This window comes from Spongisporangium articulatum (assembly GCF_044465595.1).
GTDB lineage: Bacteria > Actinomycetota > Actinomycetes > Actinomycetales > Kineosporiaceae > Spongisporangium > Spongisporangium articulatum.
In genome coordinates, this window is sequence record NZ_JBITLV010000005.1 from 185,276 (window position 1) to 202,813 (window position 17,538).

At 72.2% G+C, this 17,538-nt stretch carries 24 protein-coding genes; 13 read left to right on the forward strand and 11 right to left on the reverse strand.

Annotation, left to right across the window (positions count from 1 at the left end; translation table 11 throughout):
• Position 1 precedes the first annotated feature (1 nt).
• Positions 2-649: an NAD(P)-binding oxidoreductase gene (locus ACIB24_RS15880; protein WP_398282372.1), complete on the reverse strand. Its 648-nt coding sequence runs from the start codon at positions 647-649 to the stop codon at positions 2-4.
• Positions 650-732: 83 nt separating this feature from the next.
• On the opposite strand from ACIB24_RS15880, the gene ACIB24_RS15885 reads away from it, so the two are divergent.
• The 5 genes from ACIB24_RS15885 (at position 733) to ACIB24_RS15905 (ending at position 3,050) form a co-directional block, all read left to right on the forward strand.
• The gene (locus ACIB24_RS15885) at positions 733-1,275 is read left to right on the forward strand and encodes a hypothetical protein (RefSeq protein ID WP_398282374.1); all 543 of its coding nucleotides are present in this window, start codon (positions 733-735) and stop codon (positions 1,273-1,275) included.
• Positions 1,276-1,308: 33 nt separating this feature from the next.
• On the forward strand, positions 1,309-1,593 hold the full coding sequence (locus ACIB24_RS15890) for an ArsR/SmtB family transcription factor (protein WP_398282376.1): 285 nt from the start codon (positions 1,309-1,311) through the stop codon (positions 1,591-1,593).
• The gene (locus ACIB24_RS15895; RefSeq protein WP_398282378.1) at positions 1,590-1,979 is read left to right on the forward strand and encodes a VOC family protein; all 390 of its coding nucleotides are present in this window, start codon (positions 1,590-1,592) and stop codon (positions 1,977-1,979) included. Before ACIB24_RS15890 ends, ACIB24_RS15895 begins: the two co-directional genes overlap by 4 nt.
• Entirely contained in the window at positions 1,980-2,549 is a 570-nt protein-coding gene (locus ACIB24_RS15900) for a mismatch-specific DNA-glycosylase (RefSeq protein ID WP_398282380.1), read from the forward strand.
• 90 nt (positions 2,550-2,639) lie between these two features.
• Positions 2,640-3,050, forward strand: a complete 411-nt coding sequence (locus ACIB24_RS15905; protein WP_398282382.1) for a PPOX class F420-dependent oxidoreductase — start codon at positions 2,640-2,642, stop codon at positions 3,048-3,050.
• 13 nt (positions 3,051-3,063) lie between these two features.
• On the opposite strand, the gene ACIB24_RS15910 is transcribed toward ACIB24_RS15905, so the two are convergent.
• From ACIB24_RS15910 to ACIB24_RS15925, 4 genes are all read right to left on the reverse strand, one after another.
• On the reverse strand, positions 3,064-3,354 hold the full coding sequence (locus ACIB24_RS15910; RefSeq protein WP_398282384.1) for a YrhB domain-containing protein: 291 nt from the start codon (positions 3,352-3,354) through the stop codon (positions 3,064-3,066).
• Between the two features lies 1 nt (position 3,355).
• Positions 3,356-3,817, reverse strand: coding sequence for a cyclase (locus ACIB24_RS15915; protein ID WP_398282386.1), 462 nt, complete (start codon positions 3,815-3,817; stop codon positions 3,356-3,358).
• A gap of 94 nt (positions 3,818-3,911) precedes the next feature.
• A complete protein-coding gene (gene ychF / locus ACIB24_RS15920; protein WP_398282388.1) occupies positions 3,912-4,997 on the reverse strand; it encodes a redox-regulated ATPase YchF in 1,086 nt (361 codons plus the stop codon).
• A gap of 9 nt (positions 4,998-5,006) precedes the next feature.
• Positions 5,007-5,345, reverse strand: a complete 339-nt coding sequence (locus tag ACIB24_RS15925) for a cytoplasmic protein (protein ID WP_398282390.1) — start codon at positions 5,343-5,345, stop codon at positions 5,007-5,009.
• A 56-nt stretch (positions 5,346-5,401) separates the two neighbouring features.
• On the opposite strand from ACIB24_RS15925, the gene ACIB24_RS15930 reads away from it, so the two are divergent.
• Positions 5,402-5,992 carry a TetR/AcrR family transcriptional regulator gene (locus tag ACIB24_RS15930; RefSeq protein WP_398282392.1) on the forward strand — a complete coding sequence of 197 codons (591 nt, stop codon included), beginning with the start codon at positions 5,402-5,404 and terminating at the stop codon, positions 5,990-5,992.
• A 13-nt stretch (positions 5,993-6,005) separates the two neighbouring features.
• Here ACIB24_RS15930 and ACIB24_RS15935 read toward each other — a convergent pair whose 3' ends face one another.
• Positions 6,006-6,596: a carboxymuconolactone decarboxylase family protein gene (locus ACIB24_RS15935; protein ID WP_398282394.1), complete on the reverse strand. Its 591-nt coding sequence runs from the start codon at positions 6,594-6,596 to the stop codon at positions 6,006-6,008.
• Positions 6,597-6,665: 69 nt separating this feature from the next.
• Between ACIB24_RS15935 and ACIB24_RS15940 the strand changes: the two genes are divergently transcribed.
• Positions 6,666-7,793, forward strand: a complete 1,128-nt coding sequence (locus ACIB24_RS15940; protein ID WP_398282396.1) for a DNA recombination protein RmuC — start codon at positions 6,666-6,668, stop codon at positions 7,791-7,793.
• On the opposite strand, the gene ACIB24_RS15945 is transcribed toward ACIB24_RS15940, so the two are convergent.
• Positions 7,785-8,426: a hypothetical protein gene (locus ACIB24_RS15945; protein ID WP_398282398.1), complete on the reverse strand. Its 642-nt coding sequence runs from the start codon at positions 8,424-8,426 to the stop codon at positions 7,785-7,787. The two genes, ACIB24_RS15940 and ACIB24_RS15945, sit on opposite strands and share 9 nt — an antisense overlap.
• Before the next feature lie 237 nt (positions 8,427-8,663).
• Here ACIB24_RS15945 and ACIB24_RS15950 point away from each other — a divergent pair, with 237 nt between their 5' ends.
• Positions 8,664-9,002: a TraR/DksA family transcriptional regulator gene (locus ACIB24_RS15950; RefSeq protein WP_398282400.1), complete on the forward strand. Its 339-nt coding sequence runs from the start codon at positions 8,664-8,666 to the stop codon at positions 9,000-9,002.
• Positions 9,003-9,103: 101 nt separating this feature from the next.
• The gene (locus tag ACIB24_RS15955) at positions 9,104-10,768 is read left to right on the forward strand and encodes an alpha/beta fold hydrolase (RefSeq protein ID WP_398282402.1); all 1,665 of its coding nucleotides are present in this window, start codon (positions 9,104-9,106) and stop codon (positions 10,766-10,768) included.
• On the opposite strand, the gene ACIB24_RS15960 is transcribed toward ACIB24_RS15955, so the two are convergent.
• Positions 10,765-12,411 (reverse strand): MFS transporter, encoded by a 1,647-nt coding sequence (locus tag ACIB24_RS15960; protein ID WP_398282404.1) that lies wholly within the window; start codon positions 12,409-12,411, stop codon positions 10,765-10,767. The two genes, ACIB24_RS15955 and ACIB24_RS15960, sit on opposite strands and share 4 nt — an antisense overlap.
• A 130-nt stretch (positions 12,412-12,541) precedes the next feature.
• Entirely contained in the window at positions 12,542-13,192 is a 651-nt protein-coding gene (locus ACIB24_RS15965) for a PadR family transcriptional regulator (protein ID WP_398282406.1), read from the reverse strand.
• Between the two features lie 167 nt (positions 13,193-13,359).
• Here ACIB24_RS15965 and arfB point away from each other — a divergent pair, with 167 nt between their 5' ends.
• A complete protein-coding gene (gene arfB, locus ACIB24_RS15970) occupies positions 13,360-13,782 on the forward strand; it encodes an alternative ribosome rescue aminoacyl-tRNA hydrolase ArfB (RefSeq protein WP_398282408.1) in 423 nt (140 codons plus the stop codon).
• Between the two features lie 21 nt (positions 13,783-13,803).
• Here arfB and ACIB24_RS15975 read toward each other — a convergent pair whose 3' ends face one another.
• Complete coding sequence (locus ACIB24_RS15975) at positions 13,804-14,781, reverse strand: 4-hydroxy-3-methylbut-2-enyl diphosphate reductase (RefSeq protein WP_398282410.1); 978 nt, start codon at positions 14,779-14,781, stop codon at positions 13,804-13,806.
• A 45-nt stretch (positions 14,782-14,826) separates the two neighbouring features.
• Between ACIB24_RS15975 and xseA the strand changes: the two genes are divergently transcribed.
• The 3 genes from xseA (at position 14,827) to ACIB24_RS15990 (ending at position 16,884) form a co-directional block, all read left to right on the forward strand.
• Complete coding sequence (xseA, locus tag ACIB24_RS15980) at positions 14,827-16,101, forward strand: exodeoxyribonuclease VII large subunit (RefSeq protein WP_398282412.1); 1,275 nt, start codon at positions 14,827-14,829, stop codon at positions 16,099-16,101.
• 67 nt (positions 16,102-16,168) lie between these two features.
• A complete protein-coding gene (locus tag ACIB24_RS15985; RefSeq protein ID WP_398282414.1) occupies positions 16,169-16,423 on the forward strand; it encodes an exodeoxyribonuclease VII small subunit in 255 nt (84 codons plus the stop codon).
• On the forward strand, positions 16,420-16,884 hold the full coding sequence (locus ACIB24_RS15990; RefSeq protein WP_398282416.1) for a hypothetical protein: 465 nt from the start codon (positions 16,420-16,422) through the stop codon (positions 16,882-16,884). The genes ACIB24_RS15985 and ACIB24_RS15990 overlap by 4 nt, the downstream gene beginning before the upstream one ends.
• On the opposite strand, the gene ACIB24_RS15995 is transcribed toward ACIB24_RS15990, so the two are convergent.
• Positions 16,881-17,456, reverse strand: a complete 576-nt coding sequence (locus tag ACIB24_RS15995) for a DUF4245 family protein (protein WP_398282418.1) — start codon at positions 17,454-17,456, stop codon at positions 16,881-16,883. The two genes, ACIB24_RS15990 and ACIB24_RS15995, sit on opposite strands and share 4 nt — an antisense overlap.
• Positions 17,457-17,538: the final 82 nt, after the last annotated feature.

Sequence of the window (17,538 nt, forward strand, 5' to 3'; positions counted from 1 at the left end):
ATCAGGTGAGTTCGAGGTCGGCGATCGAGGTGCTGCCCTCGATCAGCTCGAACTGCTTGCCCACGAACCGGTTCCGGGTCAGGACGTCGGCCAGCACGGCGGCCACGTCGGCCCGCGGGATCTTCCCGCGCTGCACCGACTCCCCGATCTGCACGAGGCCGGTGGGGTCGTGGTCGGTCAGACCACCGGGCCGCACGATCGTCCAGTCCAGCCCGCGGCGCGCGCGGACGTTCGCGTCGGCCTCGGCCTTCGCCTTCAGGTAGATCTGGAAGACGTCGTCGGAACCCTCGACGAAGTCGTCGGCGCGCATCGCGCTGACCATCACGTACCGGCGCACCCCCGCGCGTTCGGCGGCGTCGGCGAGCAGGACCGCGGCGTCCCGGTCGACGGTCACCTTGCGCGCCGCCCCGCTGCCCGGGCCGCCTCCGGCGGCGAAGACCACCGCGTCGGCCCCCTCCAGCTGCGTGGCCAGGGTCTCGGGGTCGGTGGACTCCAGGTCCAGGACGACGACCGCGGCCCCCGCGGCTTCGACGTCTGCTGCGTGCTCGGGGTTGCGCACGATCCCCACGGGCGTGTGCCCGGCGTCGGCCAGCAGCCGTTCCAGCAGCAGCGCGATCTTCCCGTGCCCGCCCGCGATGACGATCCTCACGGGCTCAGCCAATCACGGATGCGGCGGCTCGAAGACCCGAAAATGCCTCGCCCGCCTACGGCGCAGGCCTCGATCATGGGCGCATGAAGCGACTGCCGGCCCGGGGGCCCGCACTGCAGGGCCGCGCCCTGATCGCCTCGTTCGACATCGATTGCGGCGAACTCCTGCCGGGCCACCGCTTCGTCGCGCGCGGACTGGGCGGGCCCTACGAGCTGCCGATCCCGCCCGACTGGGATGGGACGGACGGGGAGTACGAGCGCATCCTGCCGTTCGTCGACCGCGGGTCCTACCCGGGCTTCTCGCTGGAGTACGAGCTGGTCCCCGGCCTCCCGCCACTGGACCCGCGCGACCCGATCTTCCCGTATCTCGTGGGGGTCGCCTACGCGGCGGACGTGACGTTGCCGTGGGAGCCGACGGACGGCGGGGCGATCGCCTCCCCGGCGGGCGGGGCGAGCACGCACGGGTCGCGCGGGGACTGGCCCCTGCCCCCGGACGCGCGGCGGCTCACGTTCTCCCTGTACCCGGTCGGTGACGACGGCCGGGTCACCTGGGACCGGGCGGCCGGTGACCTGGAGGTCGACGTGCGCACCGGTTCCGCCCGGTGGACGGCGACCATCCGGTCTTGACATGCAAGCAGTCACTTGCCTAATGTCGCCGCGGTGGGTGACGTCTTCAAGGCTCTGGCCGACCCCACCCGCCGCACGATCCTCGACGAGCTGACGGAGCGGGACGGTCAGACGCTGTTCGAGATCTGCGCGCGGCTGGCCTCCCGGCACGGGCTGGGGTCGTCGCGGCAGGCCATCTCGCAGCACCTCGACGTGCTGGAGGCGGCGGGCCTGCTCTCGGTCCGGCGCGAGGGTCGCTACAAGCTGCACCACATCGACACGTCACCGCTCGAACCGATCGTCGAGCGGTGGCTGACGCCCGGGAAGGGGCCGACATGAGGATCACCCTGTCGAGCGTGCTCGTCGACGACCAGGCCAGGGCGCTGCAGTTCTACACGGACGTACTGGGTTTCGTGGAGAAGACCAACGTGGCGCTCGGTGAGCACAGCTGGATCACTGTGGTCTCGCCGCAGGATCCGGGCGGCGTCGAGCTGGTCCTCGAGCCCGATGCCCACCCGGCCGTGGGGCCGTTCAAGGCGGCGCTGGTCGACGACGGCATCCCGTTCACCTCGTTCACGGTGGACGACGTGCGCGCCGAGCACGAACGGCTCAGCGCGCTCGGCGTGGTCTTCACGCAGGAACCCACCGAGATGGGACCGGTGGTCACCGCGGTGCTGGACGACACGTGCGGCAACCTCATCCAGATCATGCAGCTGGTGGAGTAGATGGCGCGGTTCACGCGGGCCGAGCTGGAGTCGTTCCGGGACGCGGAGGTTCCCGACCTCGTGGGCCCGTCGACGCGGCTGCTGTTCGTCGGCATCAACCCTGGCCTGTGGACGGCGGCCACCCAGGCCCACTTCGCCCGGCGCGGAAACCGGTTCTACCCCGCGCTCTTCCGGGCCGGGCTGGTCGACCGGCTCATCGACGCCTCCGGCGGGTACGCCCCGCAGGACCGGGCCCTACTGCTCGAGAGTGGCCTGGGGATCAGCAATCTGGTGCCGCGGGCCACGGCCCGGGCGGACGAGCTGTCGGACGACGAGCTGCGGGCCGGGTCGGCGCGGCTCGAATCGCTCGTGACGGCGGTGCGGCCACGGGTGGTCGCGGTGCTCGGGGTGACGGCCTACCGGGTGGCGTTCGGACGACGGTCGGCGCAGGTCGGGCGGCAGCCGGAGACCCTGGCCGGCGCGCAGCTGTGGGTGGCGCCCAACCCGAGCGGCCTCAACGCGCACTCGTCGCTCGACGACCTGGCGGCGGCCTACCGCGAGATCGGCGTCGCCGCGGGGCTCCTGACCTGACGCACGGAACGGCTGCCGACGAGAGCGGCACGGACGTCGAAGCCAGCATCTACGTGCGTCACGTCGTCCCGCGCTCCTAGGGTTGATCAGGTGAACGAAGAACTACGCAGCCTCATCGAGGCCGGCCCGCTCGCCCACCTCACCACGCTCAACGCCGACGGGTCGCCGCAGGCGAGCGTCATCTGGATCGGCCTCGACGGCGACGACATCGTCTCCGGCCACCTGGCCCGCTACGCCAAGGTCCGCAACGTCGAACGTGACCCCCGGGTGGTGCTGACGTTCGAGGCACCGCGCGACGCCAGCCAGGTCCTGAACCCGTACGCGGTCGTCTATGCCCAGGCCACGGTCGAGCCGGAGGAGACCGCCGCCTGGGATCTGCTCGACCGCCTGACCAAGGTCTACATGTCGCCCGACGCCACGTTCCCGGCGCCGAAGGGCCCGGGGTTCATCATCCGGTACCGCATCGAGCGGGTCGGTGGCGTCGGCCCCTGGACCGACTGAGACACCGGACTTCTCAATCGTCCGTCGCGTCCAGCCACGCCTCGTACAAGGCGTACTGAGCCGGCGCTGAACCGTAACGGTGTACGTGGGCGGTGACCTTGTCGATCACGAGCGGGCAGCTGCCCACCAGCTGGTCGCGCCGGTCCCGGGACCGCAGCCACCGGCGAGTCGCGAAGTAGGCGACCCACGCCCGGGAGTGCTCCTCCAACTTCCAGACCACCACCTCGTCGTCCGGGTCCGTGCGGTGCGGGTGCCAGGTCGCCACCTCGGCGTCGGCACGACTCCTCGCGGTCTCCTCGTCCACGTCAGCGCCCCTCGGTTCGGGCGAGTTCCTCCACCAGCCACCGGTTCCGCTGCTCCAGCAGGCCCGTCATGTAGCGGGTCAGGAAGAGCCGGTCGACCAAGCGGCCCACCATCCCCAGGGGCGACGAGAAGTCGACGACGTCCACCATCCGGGTGCCTTGCACGGACGTCTCGAAGAGGTGCTCGTGGTACCAGTGGCCGAACGGTCCCGAGACCTGCTCGTCGACGAACCGGAAAGGGGCGTCGTAGGCGCTGATCCGCGAGGTCATCGTGAACGGGACACCGAAGTGCCGGGCGCGCCAGGTCACGGTGTCCCCGAGTTCCATCACCCCGGACGTGACGCCGGCGACCGCCCGCTCCCCCGAATCGCGCATCGAGGCGGTGTGCGCGTCGACCGACAGGCTGAGCGCGAAACAGGCCTTCGGCGACGCCGGGACGTCGGTCGTGAGCCGGATGCTGGGCACGCCTGCGATCGTAGGTCAGCGCCCGCGACATCCGTCCCCGTTTTCGTTGCCACAACGACCGATCCGCCGCCCATGGCAACCGAAACGGGTGCACCTACACGTTGAAGCGGAACTCCACGACGTCGCCGTCGCGCATCACGTAGTCCTTGCCCTCGATGCGCACCTTGCCGTGGGCCTTGGCCTCGGCCATCGACCCCGCCGCGACCAGGTCGTCGAAACCGATGACCTCGGCCTTGATGAATCCTCGCTGGAAGTCGGTGTGGATGACCCCGGCGGCCTGGGGCGCCGTCCAGCCCTGCCGGATCGTCCAGGCCCGCGACTCCTTGGGCCCGGCGGTCAGGTACGTCTGGAGACCCAGGGTGTGGAAACCGATCTCGGCCAGTTGGTCGAGCCCGGAGCGGGTCTGCCCGACCGACTCCAGCAGCTCGGCGGCCTCCTCGTCGGACAGCTCGATCAGCTCCGACTCCAGCTTGGCGTTGAGGAACACGCAGTCGGCGGGGGCCACCAGGGAGCGCATCTTGTCCTGCAGCGCCTCGTCGGTGAGGCCGTCCTCGTCGACGTTGAACACGTAGATGAACGGCTTGGCCGTCATCAGCGACAGCTCGCGCAGGAGCTCGAGGTCGACACCGGCCTGGGCCGCCCCGGCGGCCAGCGTCGTCCCGGCCTCCAGCAGGGTGTTGGCGGCGACGGCGGCGTCGAGCACGGCCTTGTCGGCCTTCTTGCCCTTGACCTCCTTCTCCAACCGCGGGATCGCCTTCTCCAGCGTCTGGAGGTCGGCGAGAATCAGCTCGGTGTGGACGATCTCGATGTCGTCGGCCGGGTCGACCCGCCCCGCGACGTGCACCACGTCGTCGTCCACGAAGGCCCGCACGACCTGGCAGATGGCGTCGGCCTCGCGGATGTTCGCGAGGAACTTGTTGCCCAGCCCCTCGCCCTCCGACGCCCCCTTGACGATGCCCGCGATGTCGACGAACGAGACCGTGGCGGGCACCAATCGCTCGCTGCCGAAGATCTTCGCCAGCTCGCCGAGCCGCGGGTCGGGCAGCGGGACCACGCCGACGTTGGGCTCGATCGTCGCGAACGGGTAGTTCGCCGCGAGCACCTCCGCCTTGGTCAGGGCGTTGAACAGGGTGGACTTGCCGACGTTGGGCAGGCCGACGATGCCGATGGTGAGTGCCACCCCGCCAGGTTATCGGGGGTCTGGACCCAGGGCGTCGCTCAGCCCACCCGCCCCCTCCTTGAGCTCGACGAAGACCGACCAGCTCGGCGTCGTCCCCGTGTTCTCGCCCACGTGCTCCTGCGCCGCGACCCAGCGCACCTCCCCCGGGGCCAGCTCGACGTCCACCGAGCGCCCGCCCGCGCTCACCTGCCGCGAGAACGCGGCCAGCGACACCATCACGGAGTCAGGGTGCCGGTGCGGGGCCGTCCGGTCACCCGGGACGTCGCGGTACTCCAGCACCCGGACCCGCTCGTTCTCGAACACCACCGAGTACAGGTCGGGGCAGCACACCACGGGATCGCTGCTCATGATTGGCTCCTTCATGGGATTGCAGTCCCATAAGAGTACGCAGGTACCATGAACGGATGGCAACCCCCTACGAGCAGACCGGGCGGACCCACCAGAAGGCCCGCACCCGGGAGGCCCTGCTCGAGGCGGCCCGGCGGATCCTGACGTCCGGTCACGAGCCGACCGTCGAGGAGGCCGCGGCCGAGGCGAAGGTGTCGCGCACGACCGCCTACCGCTACTTCCCGACCCGGCAGAGCCTCGTACTGGCGGCCCACCCGCAGACGCTGCAGACCTCACTCCTGCCCGACGACGCACCGTCCGACACCGGAGCGCGTCTCGATCTCGTGATGCAGGCCTTCACCGAGCTGACCCTCACCTGGGAACCCCAGCTGCGCGCGGCTTTACGGGCGTCGCTCGAACCCGGCTCCGAGCCGCCGACGCTGCGCGGCGGGCGGGCGATCGGTTGGATCGCCGACGCGCTCTCGCCCCTACGGGGGCAGGTGGACGTCGACCGCCTGGCCGTCGCGATCCGCTCGGCCACCGGGGTGGAGACCTTCGTCTGGCTGGTGGACGTCGCCGGGCTGAGTCGGGACGACGCCGCTCACCTCATGCGCTGGTCGGCGGCCGCCCTCCTGAACCGGGCTCTCGACGGTGACCCACCACCCTGAGTTCCCTTCGCTCTCAGGAGTTCTCGGCGAAGGGGCGGCCGGCCGTCAGGCCCGCGCGGACGTCGTCCGGGAAGGTCTGTCCGAGTTGCGCGTCGGTGAGCGCACCCGTCGCGTCGAGCACGGTCGCGAAGAAGAGCCGTGCGGCGACGGCGAAGACCACGTCGGCGATCTCGGCGTCGCTCAGGCCGAGGGCGCGCAGGTCGTCGACGTCCTCCTGCCGCGTGGCGGCGGGGTCGGTCGCGATGCGGGCCGCGAAGGCGATCAGGGCCCGGTCGACGTCGTCCAGCCGCTCCAGGTCGCCCAGCGCCACGGCGCGCATCGCCGCCTCGTCGCCGACCACGTCCCGCAGGAACGAGGCGTGCGCGGCCAGGCAGTAGGTGTTGCGGCGGGCCCGGGCCGCGGCGGTGGTGACCAGCTCGAACCGGCGGCGGTCCATGCCGCCCCGCACGGTCAGGTTGAGGTTCGTCCAGGCGAGACCCACCTCGCCGCGGGTCGCGAAGGCGGGCGCGTAGTTCGGCAGGTATCCCCAGGCCTGGCGTTGGCTCGCGTACCAGGCCGCCGCGTCGCCCTCGGCCTCCGACTCGTCGATGCGTCGCAGGAACATCTGCTGCCTCCCATGCCTCGTGGGCTTGCCGACCCCTGATTGTCGGTGGTCACTGGCACCGTGTCCCGCATGACGGGATTCGCGCTCGGGGTGCTGTTCGGGGCGGTGGTCGCCGCCGCGTTGACGTGGGTGGTCGGCGGCGCGGTGGCGCGTGCCCGCGCGGCGGGTCTGGCGGCGGAGCGGGACCTGCTGCGCGAGCGGGTCACCGACCTGGAGGCGGCGGCCGGCACCGAGACGGAGCTGGTGGCCACCCTGTCGCCGCTGTCGTCGACCCTGCAGCGGGTCGAGCGCCAGGTCGCCGCCCTGGAACGTGATCGAGTGGAACAGTTCTCACGCCTCGACGAGCAGCTCAACGCCGTCCGGGTGTCGGGCGAGGCCCTGCGGCAGCAGACGGCGGCGCTGGCCGGCGCCCTGCGCTCACCGACCGCCCGCGGGGCCTGGGGCGAGGTGCAGCTGCGGCGCGTCGTCGAGCACGCCGGCATGCTCGCCCGGGTCGACTTCAGCACGCAGGTCGGCGGGGTGACGCCCGAGGGCGTGGGGGTGCGCCCCGACCTCGTGGTGCACCTGCCGGGCGGGAAGCACCTGGTGGTCGACGCCAAGGCGCCGCTGGCCGCGTTCCTCGAGGCCAGCGAACAGCCCGGCACCGAGAGTTCGCGCGCGGCCGCGCTGCACGCGAAGGCGTTGCGGGCCCACGTCGACGCGCTGGCGGCCAAGGAGTACTGGGCCGCGTTCCAGCCCAGCCCGCAACTGGTGGTCTGCTTCGTGCCCGGCGAGGCGTTCCTGGCCTCGGCCTGCTCGGCCGACCCGAGCCTGCTGGAGCACGCGATGGGCCGCCGCGTCGTGCTGGCGACGCCGACGACGTTGCTGGCCCTGCTGCGCACGGTGGCCCTGACCTGGCAGTCCGAGGCGCTCGCCGGCAACGCACGAGCGCTGTTCGAGTTGGGCCGCGAGCTGCACGGGCGGCTCGGCACGCTCTCGGAGGCCACCACCCGCGTCGGCCGGTCCCTGCACCGGGCCGTCGAGGACTACAACTCGTGGGTCGGCACGCTCGAGCGCCGGGTGCTGGTCACCGCCCGCCGGATGGAACAGCTCGACCTGACCGACGGCGAGGTCCCGTCACCGGCGCCGATCGAGGCGGTGCCCCGTCCGCTCACGGCCGCCGAACTGCTGGACCCGGTCGACCGCGAGTCAGCCTGAGGTCTCACCGAACCACCCCGGCAGGACGGGCACGTCGGCGAGCGGCTCGGGTTGCTCGTCGGGTTCCGGCTCCCAGGGCCACAACTCCTCGACCCCGGCCGCCGCGGTGACGAACGCCGTCGCGTCGAGCACGGTGCGGGTCTCCTCGATGCCGAGGCGCAGCCAGGTGCACACCAGCAGCAGCTCCCCGGGCGGTGGGAGCGGAGTCAGCCACATCGTCTTGTCGTAGCCGCGCCCCCCGCCGCCACCACCGTGGGAGTTCAGCTGCGGCCCGCGCTCCGGGCGCCCGAAGCCCCCGGACGTCACCCGGGTCCCGTCGGCGAACTCGAACCCGAGCAGGAACTGGTCCTCCGGGTCGGTCAGTTCGCCGTAGTGACCCATGAACAGGTCCATCACGTCGTGCCGCCGGGTCGGAGTCCGGCGCCGCCGCAACGACACGGTGAACTCGACGCCGTTGCTGTAGACCCGGAACCCGCCGACGAAGATGGCCAGATCATCGGCCCGACCGATCACTGCTGAGACGTCGACGGGGACCGGCACCTCGTTCTCCGGCGCCGACCACGTCGGCCGTTCCCGTCCGCCACCCTCGTCGTCCCCGCCCACGATCGTTCCCCCGTACCAGTCAGACCCCATGACTTCGAGCGTGTCACATGGGCACGGTGTGACACCGCGCCCGCCTGGTGAGCGCGGTGTCACACCGTGCCCATCGGGGTTGGGCGATAGTCGCCGGTGCGGTGGCCTGGGCCTGACGCAGGCCCGAGCGGGGCGCGCCGGCCCATTCGGGCGACCCGAACGCGCTCATACTCCCCGAGGCGACCTCCGGGGACGGTTGCGACGGCCCTACGCGGCGGCTCCGGGGAGTATGAGCGGGTGGAGAAGCAGCTGAGGCGGCTGCTGGCTGAGAACGAGGCGCAGCTGGCCCGCCTGGAACGCGAGCACGAGCGGATGGTCGAGGCCGCCGAGGGCTCGAACGCCGACGACGAGCACGACCCGGAGGGCTCGACCATCGCGTTCGAACGCGAGCAGCTCACGGCCGCCCTGGAGCGCACCCGGCGGACCGGCGACGAGCTGCGCACCGCCCTGGCCGAACTCGCCGACGGCCGCTACGGCGTCTGCGAACGCTGCGGCCGGCCGATCGCCCCGGAACGGCTGGAGGCCCGGCCGCAGTCGCGTACCTGCATCGACTGCGCCCGGTCGGCCGGGAATTAGGCGAATCCTTCACCGCTGCCCACAACGATCTGCCACAGTCCCCTCGACCGGCCGACTCGGGCCGGCTGCGGCAGTGCCGGACCGGACGAAGGGGACGACTCATGAGCCTCGGCAGAGCGAGCGCGATCGCGCTCTCACTCGCGGCGCTGGCCGGTGGTTTCCTGACCGTGGCCCCGGGTCCGGCGTCCGCGGCGGGCCCGGCACCGAGCCCGTCCACCGGCGGGTACCCGCCGGCGCTGGTGAAGCAGAAGCTGACGTGGTCGGAGTGCTACCCCGACGCCGGCTATCCCGAACTGCTGTGCGCCGCCGTGAAGACCCCGCAGGACTGGGCCCGCCCGAACGGCCCCACGATCACGGTCGCCATCTCCCGGATCGTCGCATCCGACCCGGCGAAGCGCCGGGGCGTCCTCTTCACCAACCCCGGCGGTCCCGGCGGCTCGGGCATCGCCCTGCCCCTGTCGATCGAGTACTACGAGCCGGACGTCGCGGCCGCCTACGACGTCATCGGCCTGGACCCCCGGGGCGTCGGTGCCTCGACGCCGAATCTGGACTGCGGGGCCGGCTCGACCCTCGGGGCCCTGTACGACCTCGACGGCCGGGACACGTCGGCAGCGAACCAGAAGGCGTTCCGGACCCTCGACGTCGACTACGCGAACCAGTGCTCGAAGACCCCGCTGGCCCGGTACATCACGACGGCGCAGACGGTCCGCGACTTCGACCTGGTCCGCGCCGTCCTGGGCGAGAAGAAGATCAGCTACGTCGGGTTCAGCTTCGGCACCTGGATCGGCGCCTCCTACGCCAGCGTCTTCCCCGACCGCACCGACCGGTTCGTCCTCGACGGCAACATCGACTTCTCGTCCTCGACCTCGTACTCGAGCGCGATCCGGCAGCCCCTGGGCTTCCAGAACAGCTATCAGCGGTTCCTCGAGCCGTGGATCGCGAAGTACGACGGCGTCTACGGTCTCGGGGCGACCGCCAAGGCGGTGCACGCCACGCTGGAGAAGCGCCGGGCTCAGTTGGCCAAGCACGCCTTGCCCCTGGCCGACGGCTCCACGCTCACCGCCTCGGGCTACGACAGCGGCATCATCGGCGCGCTCTACTACACCGGCTACTACGACAGCGTGGCCACCCCGCTGAGCATCCTGGAGCGCTACGCGACCGCCACGGACGACGAGAAGCAGGTCGTAGCCGACTGGTTCGGCAGCGGCAGCGACGGCGGCAACGGGGACGACGTCTTCTGGGCCACCGAGTGCCAGGACACCCCGTCGCCGAGCTACGCCCGGGTGGTCGACGACACGAACCGTTTCCGTACCGCGTACCCGCTGGCGGGCGCGAACTGGAACGCCTACCCCTGCCCGTTCTTCACGCTGCCCACTACCGGTTCACAGATCAACAGCGCGAAGCTCCCGCCGCTGCTGATGCTGAACAACACCGACGACCCGGCGACGCCGCTGGCCAACGCCGTGCTGGCCCGGGCCCACACGCCGAACGCGCGGCTGGTCGTCGTCAAGGATCAGCCGGACCACACGATCTACGCCTACGGCGACGACTGCGCCGACGGCTACGCCAACACCTTCCTGCTGCAGGGCAGGCTGCCGGCCAAGGACACCACCTGCCCCGGCCGACCGCTGCCCGAGCCGGCCGCCCTCGAGGCGCCCATGGCGCTGTCGAAGGCGGCGGCCCGGGCGGACGGTGGCGCGGGCATGCCGATCCCGGTGTGGGTCGAGCAGTTCAACCGCGAGCACGGGCCGGCGGTCGTCCACTAGGCCATCGGCCGCTCGGCGTCCGTCCGCCCCTCGACGACCTCGGCCACATCGGCCACATCGGCCGGGCGCCGGACGGCGAGCGCGAGGAAGGCGGCCAGCGCCATGAGCGCGACCGGCACCAGCATCGTGGGCCGCATCGCGGTCACGAACCCGTGCGCGAACACGTCGTGCCCCAGCTGCGCCAACCGGCCGGTCCCGCCACCGGAGCCCGAACCGGCCCCGACCTGCAACCCCGACGACCCGGCCTGGTCGAATCCCGCCACGAACCGCGACCGCACCCCGTCGGGCAACCCGGCCGAGCGGGAAACCGCCTCGTCATGCAGCGAACTGGCCAACCGGCTGGACAGCAGCGCTCCGATCACCGCCGTGGCCAGCACCGAACCCAGCTCCTGCACGGTGTCGAGCACTCCCGACGACACCCCGGCCAGCCGCGGCGGCAGGTCGCGGGTGGCGAGGCTGAACACCGGCACCCACACCCAGCCCATGCCGAGCCCCGCGATCACCAGCCCCGGCACGAACACCAGCCGTCCACTGTCGGCATGAGCCGCCAGGGCGACCCACGCCGACCCGGCGCCGAACAGCACGAGGCCGGGCACCAGCAGGTACTTCCCGAAGATCCGGTCCGACAACGCCCCGCCGAGCATCGACGAGAACATCATGGCCAGCGGCTGTGGGGCGATGGCCAGCCCGGCCGCGACGGCCGAGAGGCCCAGCACCGACTGGAAGTAGATGGTCAGCGGCAGGTAGAGACCGACCATGGCGAACCCCATGATCGCCAGGACGCCGGCCATCAGCGTGAAGTTGCGGTTGCGGAACACCTCGAAGGGCAGCAGCGGCTCGCCACCCTGGCGGCGCGCCTCCCGCACGCCGAACAGCACGAGCACCGCGACGCCGGCCGCGATCACCTCGGGGATCGTGAGGGCACCGGTGATCGTGGCCCAGTCGTAGCGCTCCCCCTCGATCAGCCCGAACACGACCCCGAACAACCCGGCCGTCAGCAACAGAACGCCGAGAAGGTCGAGCCGGTGCCGGATTCCGGGCCGGACGTCGGGCACCAGCCGGACGCACAGCGCCATGGTGAGCAGGCCGATCGGCAGGTTGACGAAGAAGATCCACTCCCAGCCGAGGTGGGTGACGATGAACCCGCCCAGGGTGGGCCCGGCCAGCACGGCCAGCCCCGACGTCCCGCCGATCGCGGCGAACCCGGCGGCCCGCTTGTCCGGGGGCAGCAGCGCGGTGATGAACACCAGCGTCTGCGGGGCGAGCATCGCCGCGCCGACCCCCTGCAGGGCCCGGCAGGCGATGAGAACGGCTGTGGTGCGCGCGAATCCGCTCCCCGCCGAGGCGGCCACGAAGACCGCCATCCCGGTCAGGTACATCGCCTTGGGCCCGATCAGGTCGCCGAGCCGGCCGGTCGTGATCAGCAGGACCGCGTACAGGAGGCTGTAGGCGTTCAGCACCCACAGCACCTGGTCGAGCGACGAGCCGAGGCTGTCGACCAGGTCCGGGATGGCGATGTTGACGATCGTCAGGTCGAGCAGCGTCATGAAGAGCCCGAGGGCCAGGACGGCGATCACGGGGCCGGTCCGGGCGCCGGGCGGTGACGTGGGTGTCGCGGCCGCCGGAGTGGTGGGCGTGGACATGGGAGACTCCTTGTCGGTTCGGGGTTTCGTGCTGCGGGTGGCTACTCACAGATCGGACGCCGGGCCCGGTCGGGCGGCGTGTTGGCGCACGCCGCCCGGCCTCCGAGGGAGCCGGCGAGGTCGGCTCAGCTCACGTCGTCCTCCCGTCCTCGACGCTGTCGCGGCGTCGTCCGTTGGCGAACGGCGACTGCTGCGCCCAGGCGTGCAGCCCGGCCCGACTCCAGGCGAAGGCGCCCGACTTGAGGTCTTCGAGAACCCCTGCGGCCCAGTCACGTTCGGCCTGCCGGAGCACGGTCTGCAGCTCCGACTCGATGGTGAAGATGCGGGGCAGCTGGTCGCCGATCGACTCCGCCGCCGCGCGCAGGGCGCCCAGTTCGCCGTCCAGCAGGAGCACCCGGTACTGGAAGGCGTTCTGCACCTGGGCGGGTTCGAGCAGGGCCATGTACTCCAGCGCGGCGACCAGGTCGCTCCCGCGGGTGGAGGGGTCACGCAGCAGGCCGACCAGCCAGTCGCGGACCACCTCGCTCCCCTCCCCGGTGAGCCGGTAGACGGTGCGTTCGGGGCGGCGGCCCTCGCGGTTGGTCTCGGCGGCCTCGATCAGCCCGGCCCCCTCCAGCCGGGCCACCGCGTGGTACAGCGACCCCCGCTTCACGCCATGAATGCCGGTCTTGCCCCGCTCCACGGCCAGGCGCTGGATCTCGTACGGATGCATGGGTGCCTCGTCCAGCGAGCCGAGGATGAGCAGGTACAACGGCGTGGGAGTCACGGCGCGACCAGTCATGCCTTGACTATCGAGGATGGCGCCAGTGGACGTCAAGCGTTGACTAGTCAGCCGACTCACTCGCCCCTGGCTCCCGGCTGCGGCGGCCGCGTCCCGGACACATCAACGATCGTTGATGCACCTCTCGGCCGGTCGGCCCGAGCGCGCGGTTCCGTCAGACTGGCCCCATGGCCGGCGCGATCGAGGTGACGAACAGCCTCGTCATCGCGCCCGACGAGCTGCAGTGGCGGTTCTCCAGGGCGGGCGGCCCCGGCGGCCAGGGCGTGAACACGACGGACAGCCGCGTGCAGCTGAGCTGGGACGTCGCGAACAGCCCCGCCCTGACCGACGTCCAGCGTGAGCGCCTGTCGACCCGCTTGGGGAACCGCCTGGTCGACGGCGTCCTGACCGTGACCGCCGCGGAGTACCGCTCGCAGAAGCGCAACCGGGAGGCCGCGTCGACCCGGCTCGCGGCCGCCGTCCGGGAGGCCCTGGCGCCGCCCCCGCGCACCCGTCGTCCGACCCGCCCCACCCGGGGCTCGGTCGAGCGCCGGATCGCGGGCAAGAAGCAGCGGTCGGAGACCAAGCGCCTGCGGCGCTCGACGGACTAGCGGCAGACCACCAGGCCGACCTCAGGACGACGAAGCGGCCTTGGCCTTCATGTCGCGCCGCAGCTCCTTGGGCAGCGAGAAGAGCAGGTCCTCCTCGGCCGTGACGACCTCCTCGACCTCGCCGTACCCGCGCTCGGCGAGCCACGCCACGACGTCCTTGACGAGCACGTCGGGCACCGAGGCGCCCGAGGTCACGCCCACGGTGACCACGCCGTCCAGCCAGCTCTCGTCGATCTCCGCGGCGTAGTCCACCCGGTACGAGGCGCCCGCCCCGTGCTGGAGGGCCACCTCGACGAGACGCACGCTGTTGGAGGAGTTCTGGGAGCCGACGACGATCACCAGGTCGCTGTCGGCCGCGATCTTCTTGACCGCCACCTGCCGGTTCTGGGTGGCGTAGCAGATGTCGTCGGACGGCGGGTCGTAGAGCTTGGGGAACTTCTCCCGCAGCAGCCGGACGGTCTCCATGGTCTCGTCCACCGAGAGCGTGGTCTGCGACAGCCAGACCACCTTCTCGGGGTCGCGCACCGTCACGTTGGCGACGTCGGACGGCCCGTCCACGAGCTGGATGTGCTCGGGCGCCTCACCCGCCGTGCCCTCGACCTCCTCGTGGCCCTGGTGGCCGATGAGGAGGATGTCGTAGTCGTCGGAGGCGAACCGGACGGCCTCCTTGTGCACCTTGGTGACCAGCGGGCACGTCGCGTCGATCGTCTTCAGCATGCGGCGCTCGGCGGCCGCGTGCACCGCCGGGGAGACGCCGTGGGCCGAGAAGATGACCGTCGCGCCCTCGGGGACGGCGTCGGTCTCGTCGACGAAGATCGCGCCCTTGGCCTGCAGCGAGCTGACCACGTGCCGGTTGTGCACGATCTCCTTGCGCACGTAGATCGGCGGGCCGTGCAGCTCCAGCGCCTTCTCCACGGCCACCACGGCCCGGTCGACGCCGGCGCAGTAGCCGCGGGGCGCGGCCAGGAGCACACGCTTGTTGTCCGTCACGCCCTCCATCGTAGGTGGCGCCCGGTTGTCGGTGAGCCTGGCTACGGTGAGGCCGTGAGCGAGACCACCTCCCGACCGGGCGGCCCACCGGCCCGCCGGCCGATCCCCGCCACCGCCGGGGAGACGTCGGCCGAGCAGCCGTGGCCGCTGCGGCTCCTGTCGTCCAAGCTCGCCGACTACATCGATAAGGCGCCGGCCGTCTGGGTCGAGGGGCAGGTCGTGCAGCTGGTCCGGCGGCCCGGCCAGAACACCTGCTACCTGACCCTGCGCGACCCCGACGCCGACCTGTCGTTCCAGGTCACGGTCAGCACGATGCTGCTCGACCGGCTCGGGGCGCCGCTCGCGGACGGCTCCCGGGTCGTCGTCCACGTGCGGGCCGCCCTGTGGCCGCGGCGCGGGCAGCTCACGCTGCAGGCCGACCAGCTGCGCCCGGTCGGCGTCGGTGCGCTGCTGGCCCGGCTCGACGAGTTGCGTCGGGTACTGGCCGCGGAGGGCCTGTTCGACCCGACCCGTAAGAAGCCGCTGCCGTTCCTGCCCGGCCTGGTCGGGTTGATCTGCGGTCGGGCCAGCGCGGCCGAGAAGGACGTGGTGGAGAACGCGACCCGACGCTGGCCCGGGGTCCGGTTCGCGATCCGGGAGGTGGCGGTGCAGGGCACCTCCGCGGTCACCGAGGTGACCGAGGCGCTGCGCGAGCTGGACGCCGACCCGGGCGTCGAGGTGATCGTCGTCGCCCGGGGCGGTGGTTCCGTGGAGGACCTGCTGCCGTTCAGCAACGAGGCGCTGCTGCGGATCGTCGCGGCCTGCCGCACCCCGATCGTCAGCGCCATCGGGCACGAGGTCGACAACCCGCTGCTCGACCTGGTCGCCGACCTGCGGGCCTCGACGCCGACCGACGCCGGGAAGCGGATCGTGCCCGACATGGAGGCCGAACTGGCCGGCATCCGACAGGTGCGGGCGCGGTCCTTGAGCGCCCTGGAGGGGCGGTTGGCCCGGGAGGCGGCGCTGGTCGCCCAGCTGCGGCAACGTCCGGTGCTGGCTGATCCGGCGCGGGGCCTGGTCGAGGCGCACGAGCGGGTCTCGCTGGCCCGCGACCGGGCCCGGCGCGCGCTGCGGGCGCGCCTGGAGCACGCCGGCGCCGACGTCGTCCACCTGCGCGAACGGGTCCGGGCCCTGTCGCCGGCCGCGACGATGGCCCGCGGGTATGCGGTGGTGCAGGGCCCCGACGGTGCCGTACTGCGCTCGCCGGGCCAGGTCTCCCCCGGAGACCGGCTGCGGGTCAGGGTGGCCGACGGCGAGCTGACGGCCGCCGTGACCGGGGACGACTCGTGACCGGGTGGAATCGCGCAGGCTCCGACCTGACGGAATCCACCCGTTGTCGAGTTCTAGGGTGGGCACCGTGACCCCGGCCGCCAAGAAGACAGCGTCGTCGACGGCGAAGAACGACCCGAACGCCGACGTCGCGGAGCTCAGCTACGAGGCCGCGCGTGACGAACTGCTGGACGTCGTCCGCCGGCTGGAGTCGGGCACCGAGAGCCTCGAGGGGTCGCTGGCCCTCTGGGAGCGGGGCGAGGCCCTGGCCAAGCGGTGCGAGACGTGGCTCGACGGGGCCCGCCAGCGCATCGACGAGGCCACCGGCAGCGCGGCCGAGTGAGTACTCCCGCGCCGGTACGCCGCGTCCAGGAGGCGGTCGACGCGGCCGCGCGCGCCGTCGCCGCGCAGGACCGGGCGGCGCTCGACGAAGCCTCTGACCTGCTGGCGCGCACCGACCCGGAACTCCAGCGGGTCCTCCTGGCCGGGGCCGTCCGCGTCGCCCTGGAACGCGCGCATCCCGCGGGCCTCGACTCGGAGGTGGCCCGCGACCTGCTGGAACGGTGCGTGCGCTCGGGGCTGGCCTGGCTGCCGGACGTCGAGGTACCGGCTCTCGTCCTCGCCGTCACCGGCGCCCTCGGAATGCAGGACCCGGATGAGGAGCCCGAACTACCCGCCGCGCAGATCGCCGTCCACGCGGTACTGCTGCTGGCCGAACTGGGCGCCGGCCCCGAGCAGGCGGCCCGCGACCTGGACGTCGCCGTCGCCGAGCTGACCCGCGCGGAGACCGTCGAGATGCCTTAGCCTCCCTGGGCTCTCACCACGGCGGTCGCGAGTTCGTCGGCCTCGGCCTGGCTGCCGCTGGTACTGACGACCGTCGTCGCCCCGGCCCGGTCCCCCGGCTCCGGGCGCCGGACGAGGCTGATGATGCCCCGGTCCTCGCGGCTGCGGACGACCCAGGCGACGCCCGCGACCAGCCGCGTCCCGACGTCCCGCCCGTCGGTGACCTGCCGCGACTCCCAGGCGGGTGTCGCCTCCACGGTCTGCTGGAGGCCCGCGACCTCACCGCTGGGCGTCACGTACGTCAGGTGCCAGGTGGGCCGGCCGTCGGTGCCGCGTTGGACGTCGGTCCCTCGAACCACCCAGCCCGCGCCCAACCCGGCCGGCACGGTCGGGGCGAAACCCAGTTCGGCGCGGTCGCGGGCGGCCGCCGCCGCGACGTCGACCCCTTCGACCGGCACCCCGTTGGGCCTCGGCAGAAGGAGAAGGGCCACCCCGCTCACCAGGAGCACCACGAGCGTCAGCGCGGCCAGGCCCAGGGCACGCCGCCCCCCGGCGACAGCAGGCGTCGCCTCGGCCGACGCGGTTGCGCTCACCCGCCCCATGGTGCCAGGCGCCGCCGACAGGGGCCGGATAGCATGCTCGCCCCGGGTCACCCGGGGGGCGACGAAGCCGAGG

Coding starts and splice junctions, on each gene's coding strand:
- ACIB24_RS15885 (WP_398282374.1), top strand. CDS start 733: ATGAAGCGACTGCCGGCCCGGGGGCCCGCACTGCAGGGCCGCGCCCTG.
- ACIB24_RS15895 (WP_398282378.1), top strand. CDS start 1,590: ATGAGGATCACCCTGTCGAGCGTGCTCGTCGACGACCAGGCCAGGGCG.
- ACIB24_RS15900 (WP_398282380.1), top strand. CDS start 1,980: ATGGCGCGGTTCACGCGGGCCGAGCTGGAGTCGTTCCGGGACGCGGAG.
- ACIB24_RS15925 (WP_398282390.1), bottom strand. CDS start 5,345: ATGAGCAGCGATCCCGTGGTGTGCTGCCCCGACCTGTACTCGGTGGTG.
- ACIB24_RS15930 (WP_398282392.1), top strand. CDS start 5,402: ATGGCAACCCCCTACGAGCAGACCGGGCGGACCCACCAGAAGGCCCGC.
- ACIB24_RS15935 (WP_398282394.1), bottom strand. CDS start 6,596: ATGTTCCTGCGACGCATCGACGAGTCGGAGGCCGAGGGCGACGCGGCG.
- ACIB24_RS15940 (WP_398282396.1), top strand. CDS start 6,666: ATGACGGGATTCGCGCTCGGGGTGCTGTTCGGGGCGGTGGTCGCCGCC.
- ACIB24_RS15945 (WP_398282398.1), bottom strand. CDS start 8,426: ATGGGGTCTGACTGGTACGGGGGAACGATCGTGGGCGGGGACGACGAG.
- ACIB24_RS15955 (WP_398282402.1), top strand. CDS start 9,104: ATGAGCCTCGGCAGAGCGAGCGCGATCGCGCTCTCACTCGCGGCGCTG.
- ACIB24_RS15960 (WP_398282404.1), bottom strand. CDS start 12,411: ATGTCCACGCCCACCACTCCGGCGGCCGCGACACCCACGTCACCGCCC.
- ACIB24_RS15965 (WP_398282406.1), bottom strand. CDS start 13,192: ATGACTGGTCGCGCCGTGACTCCCACGCCGTTGTACCTGCTCATCCTC.
- arfB (WP_398282408.1), top strand. CDS start 13,360: ATGGCCGGCGCGATCGAGGTGACGAACAGCCTCGTCATCGCGCCCGAC.
- ACIB24_RS15975 (WP_398282410.1), bottom strand. CDS start 14,781: ATGGAGGGCGTGACGGACAACAAGCGTGTGCTCCTGGCCGCGCCCCGC.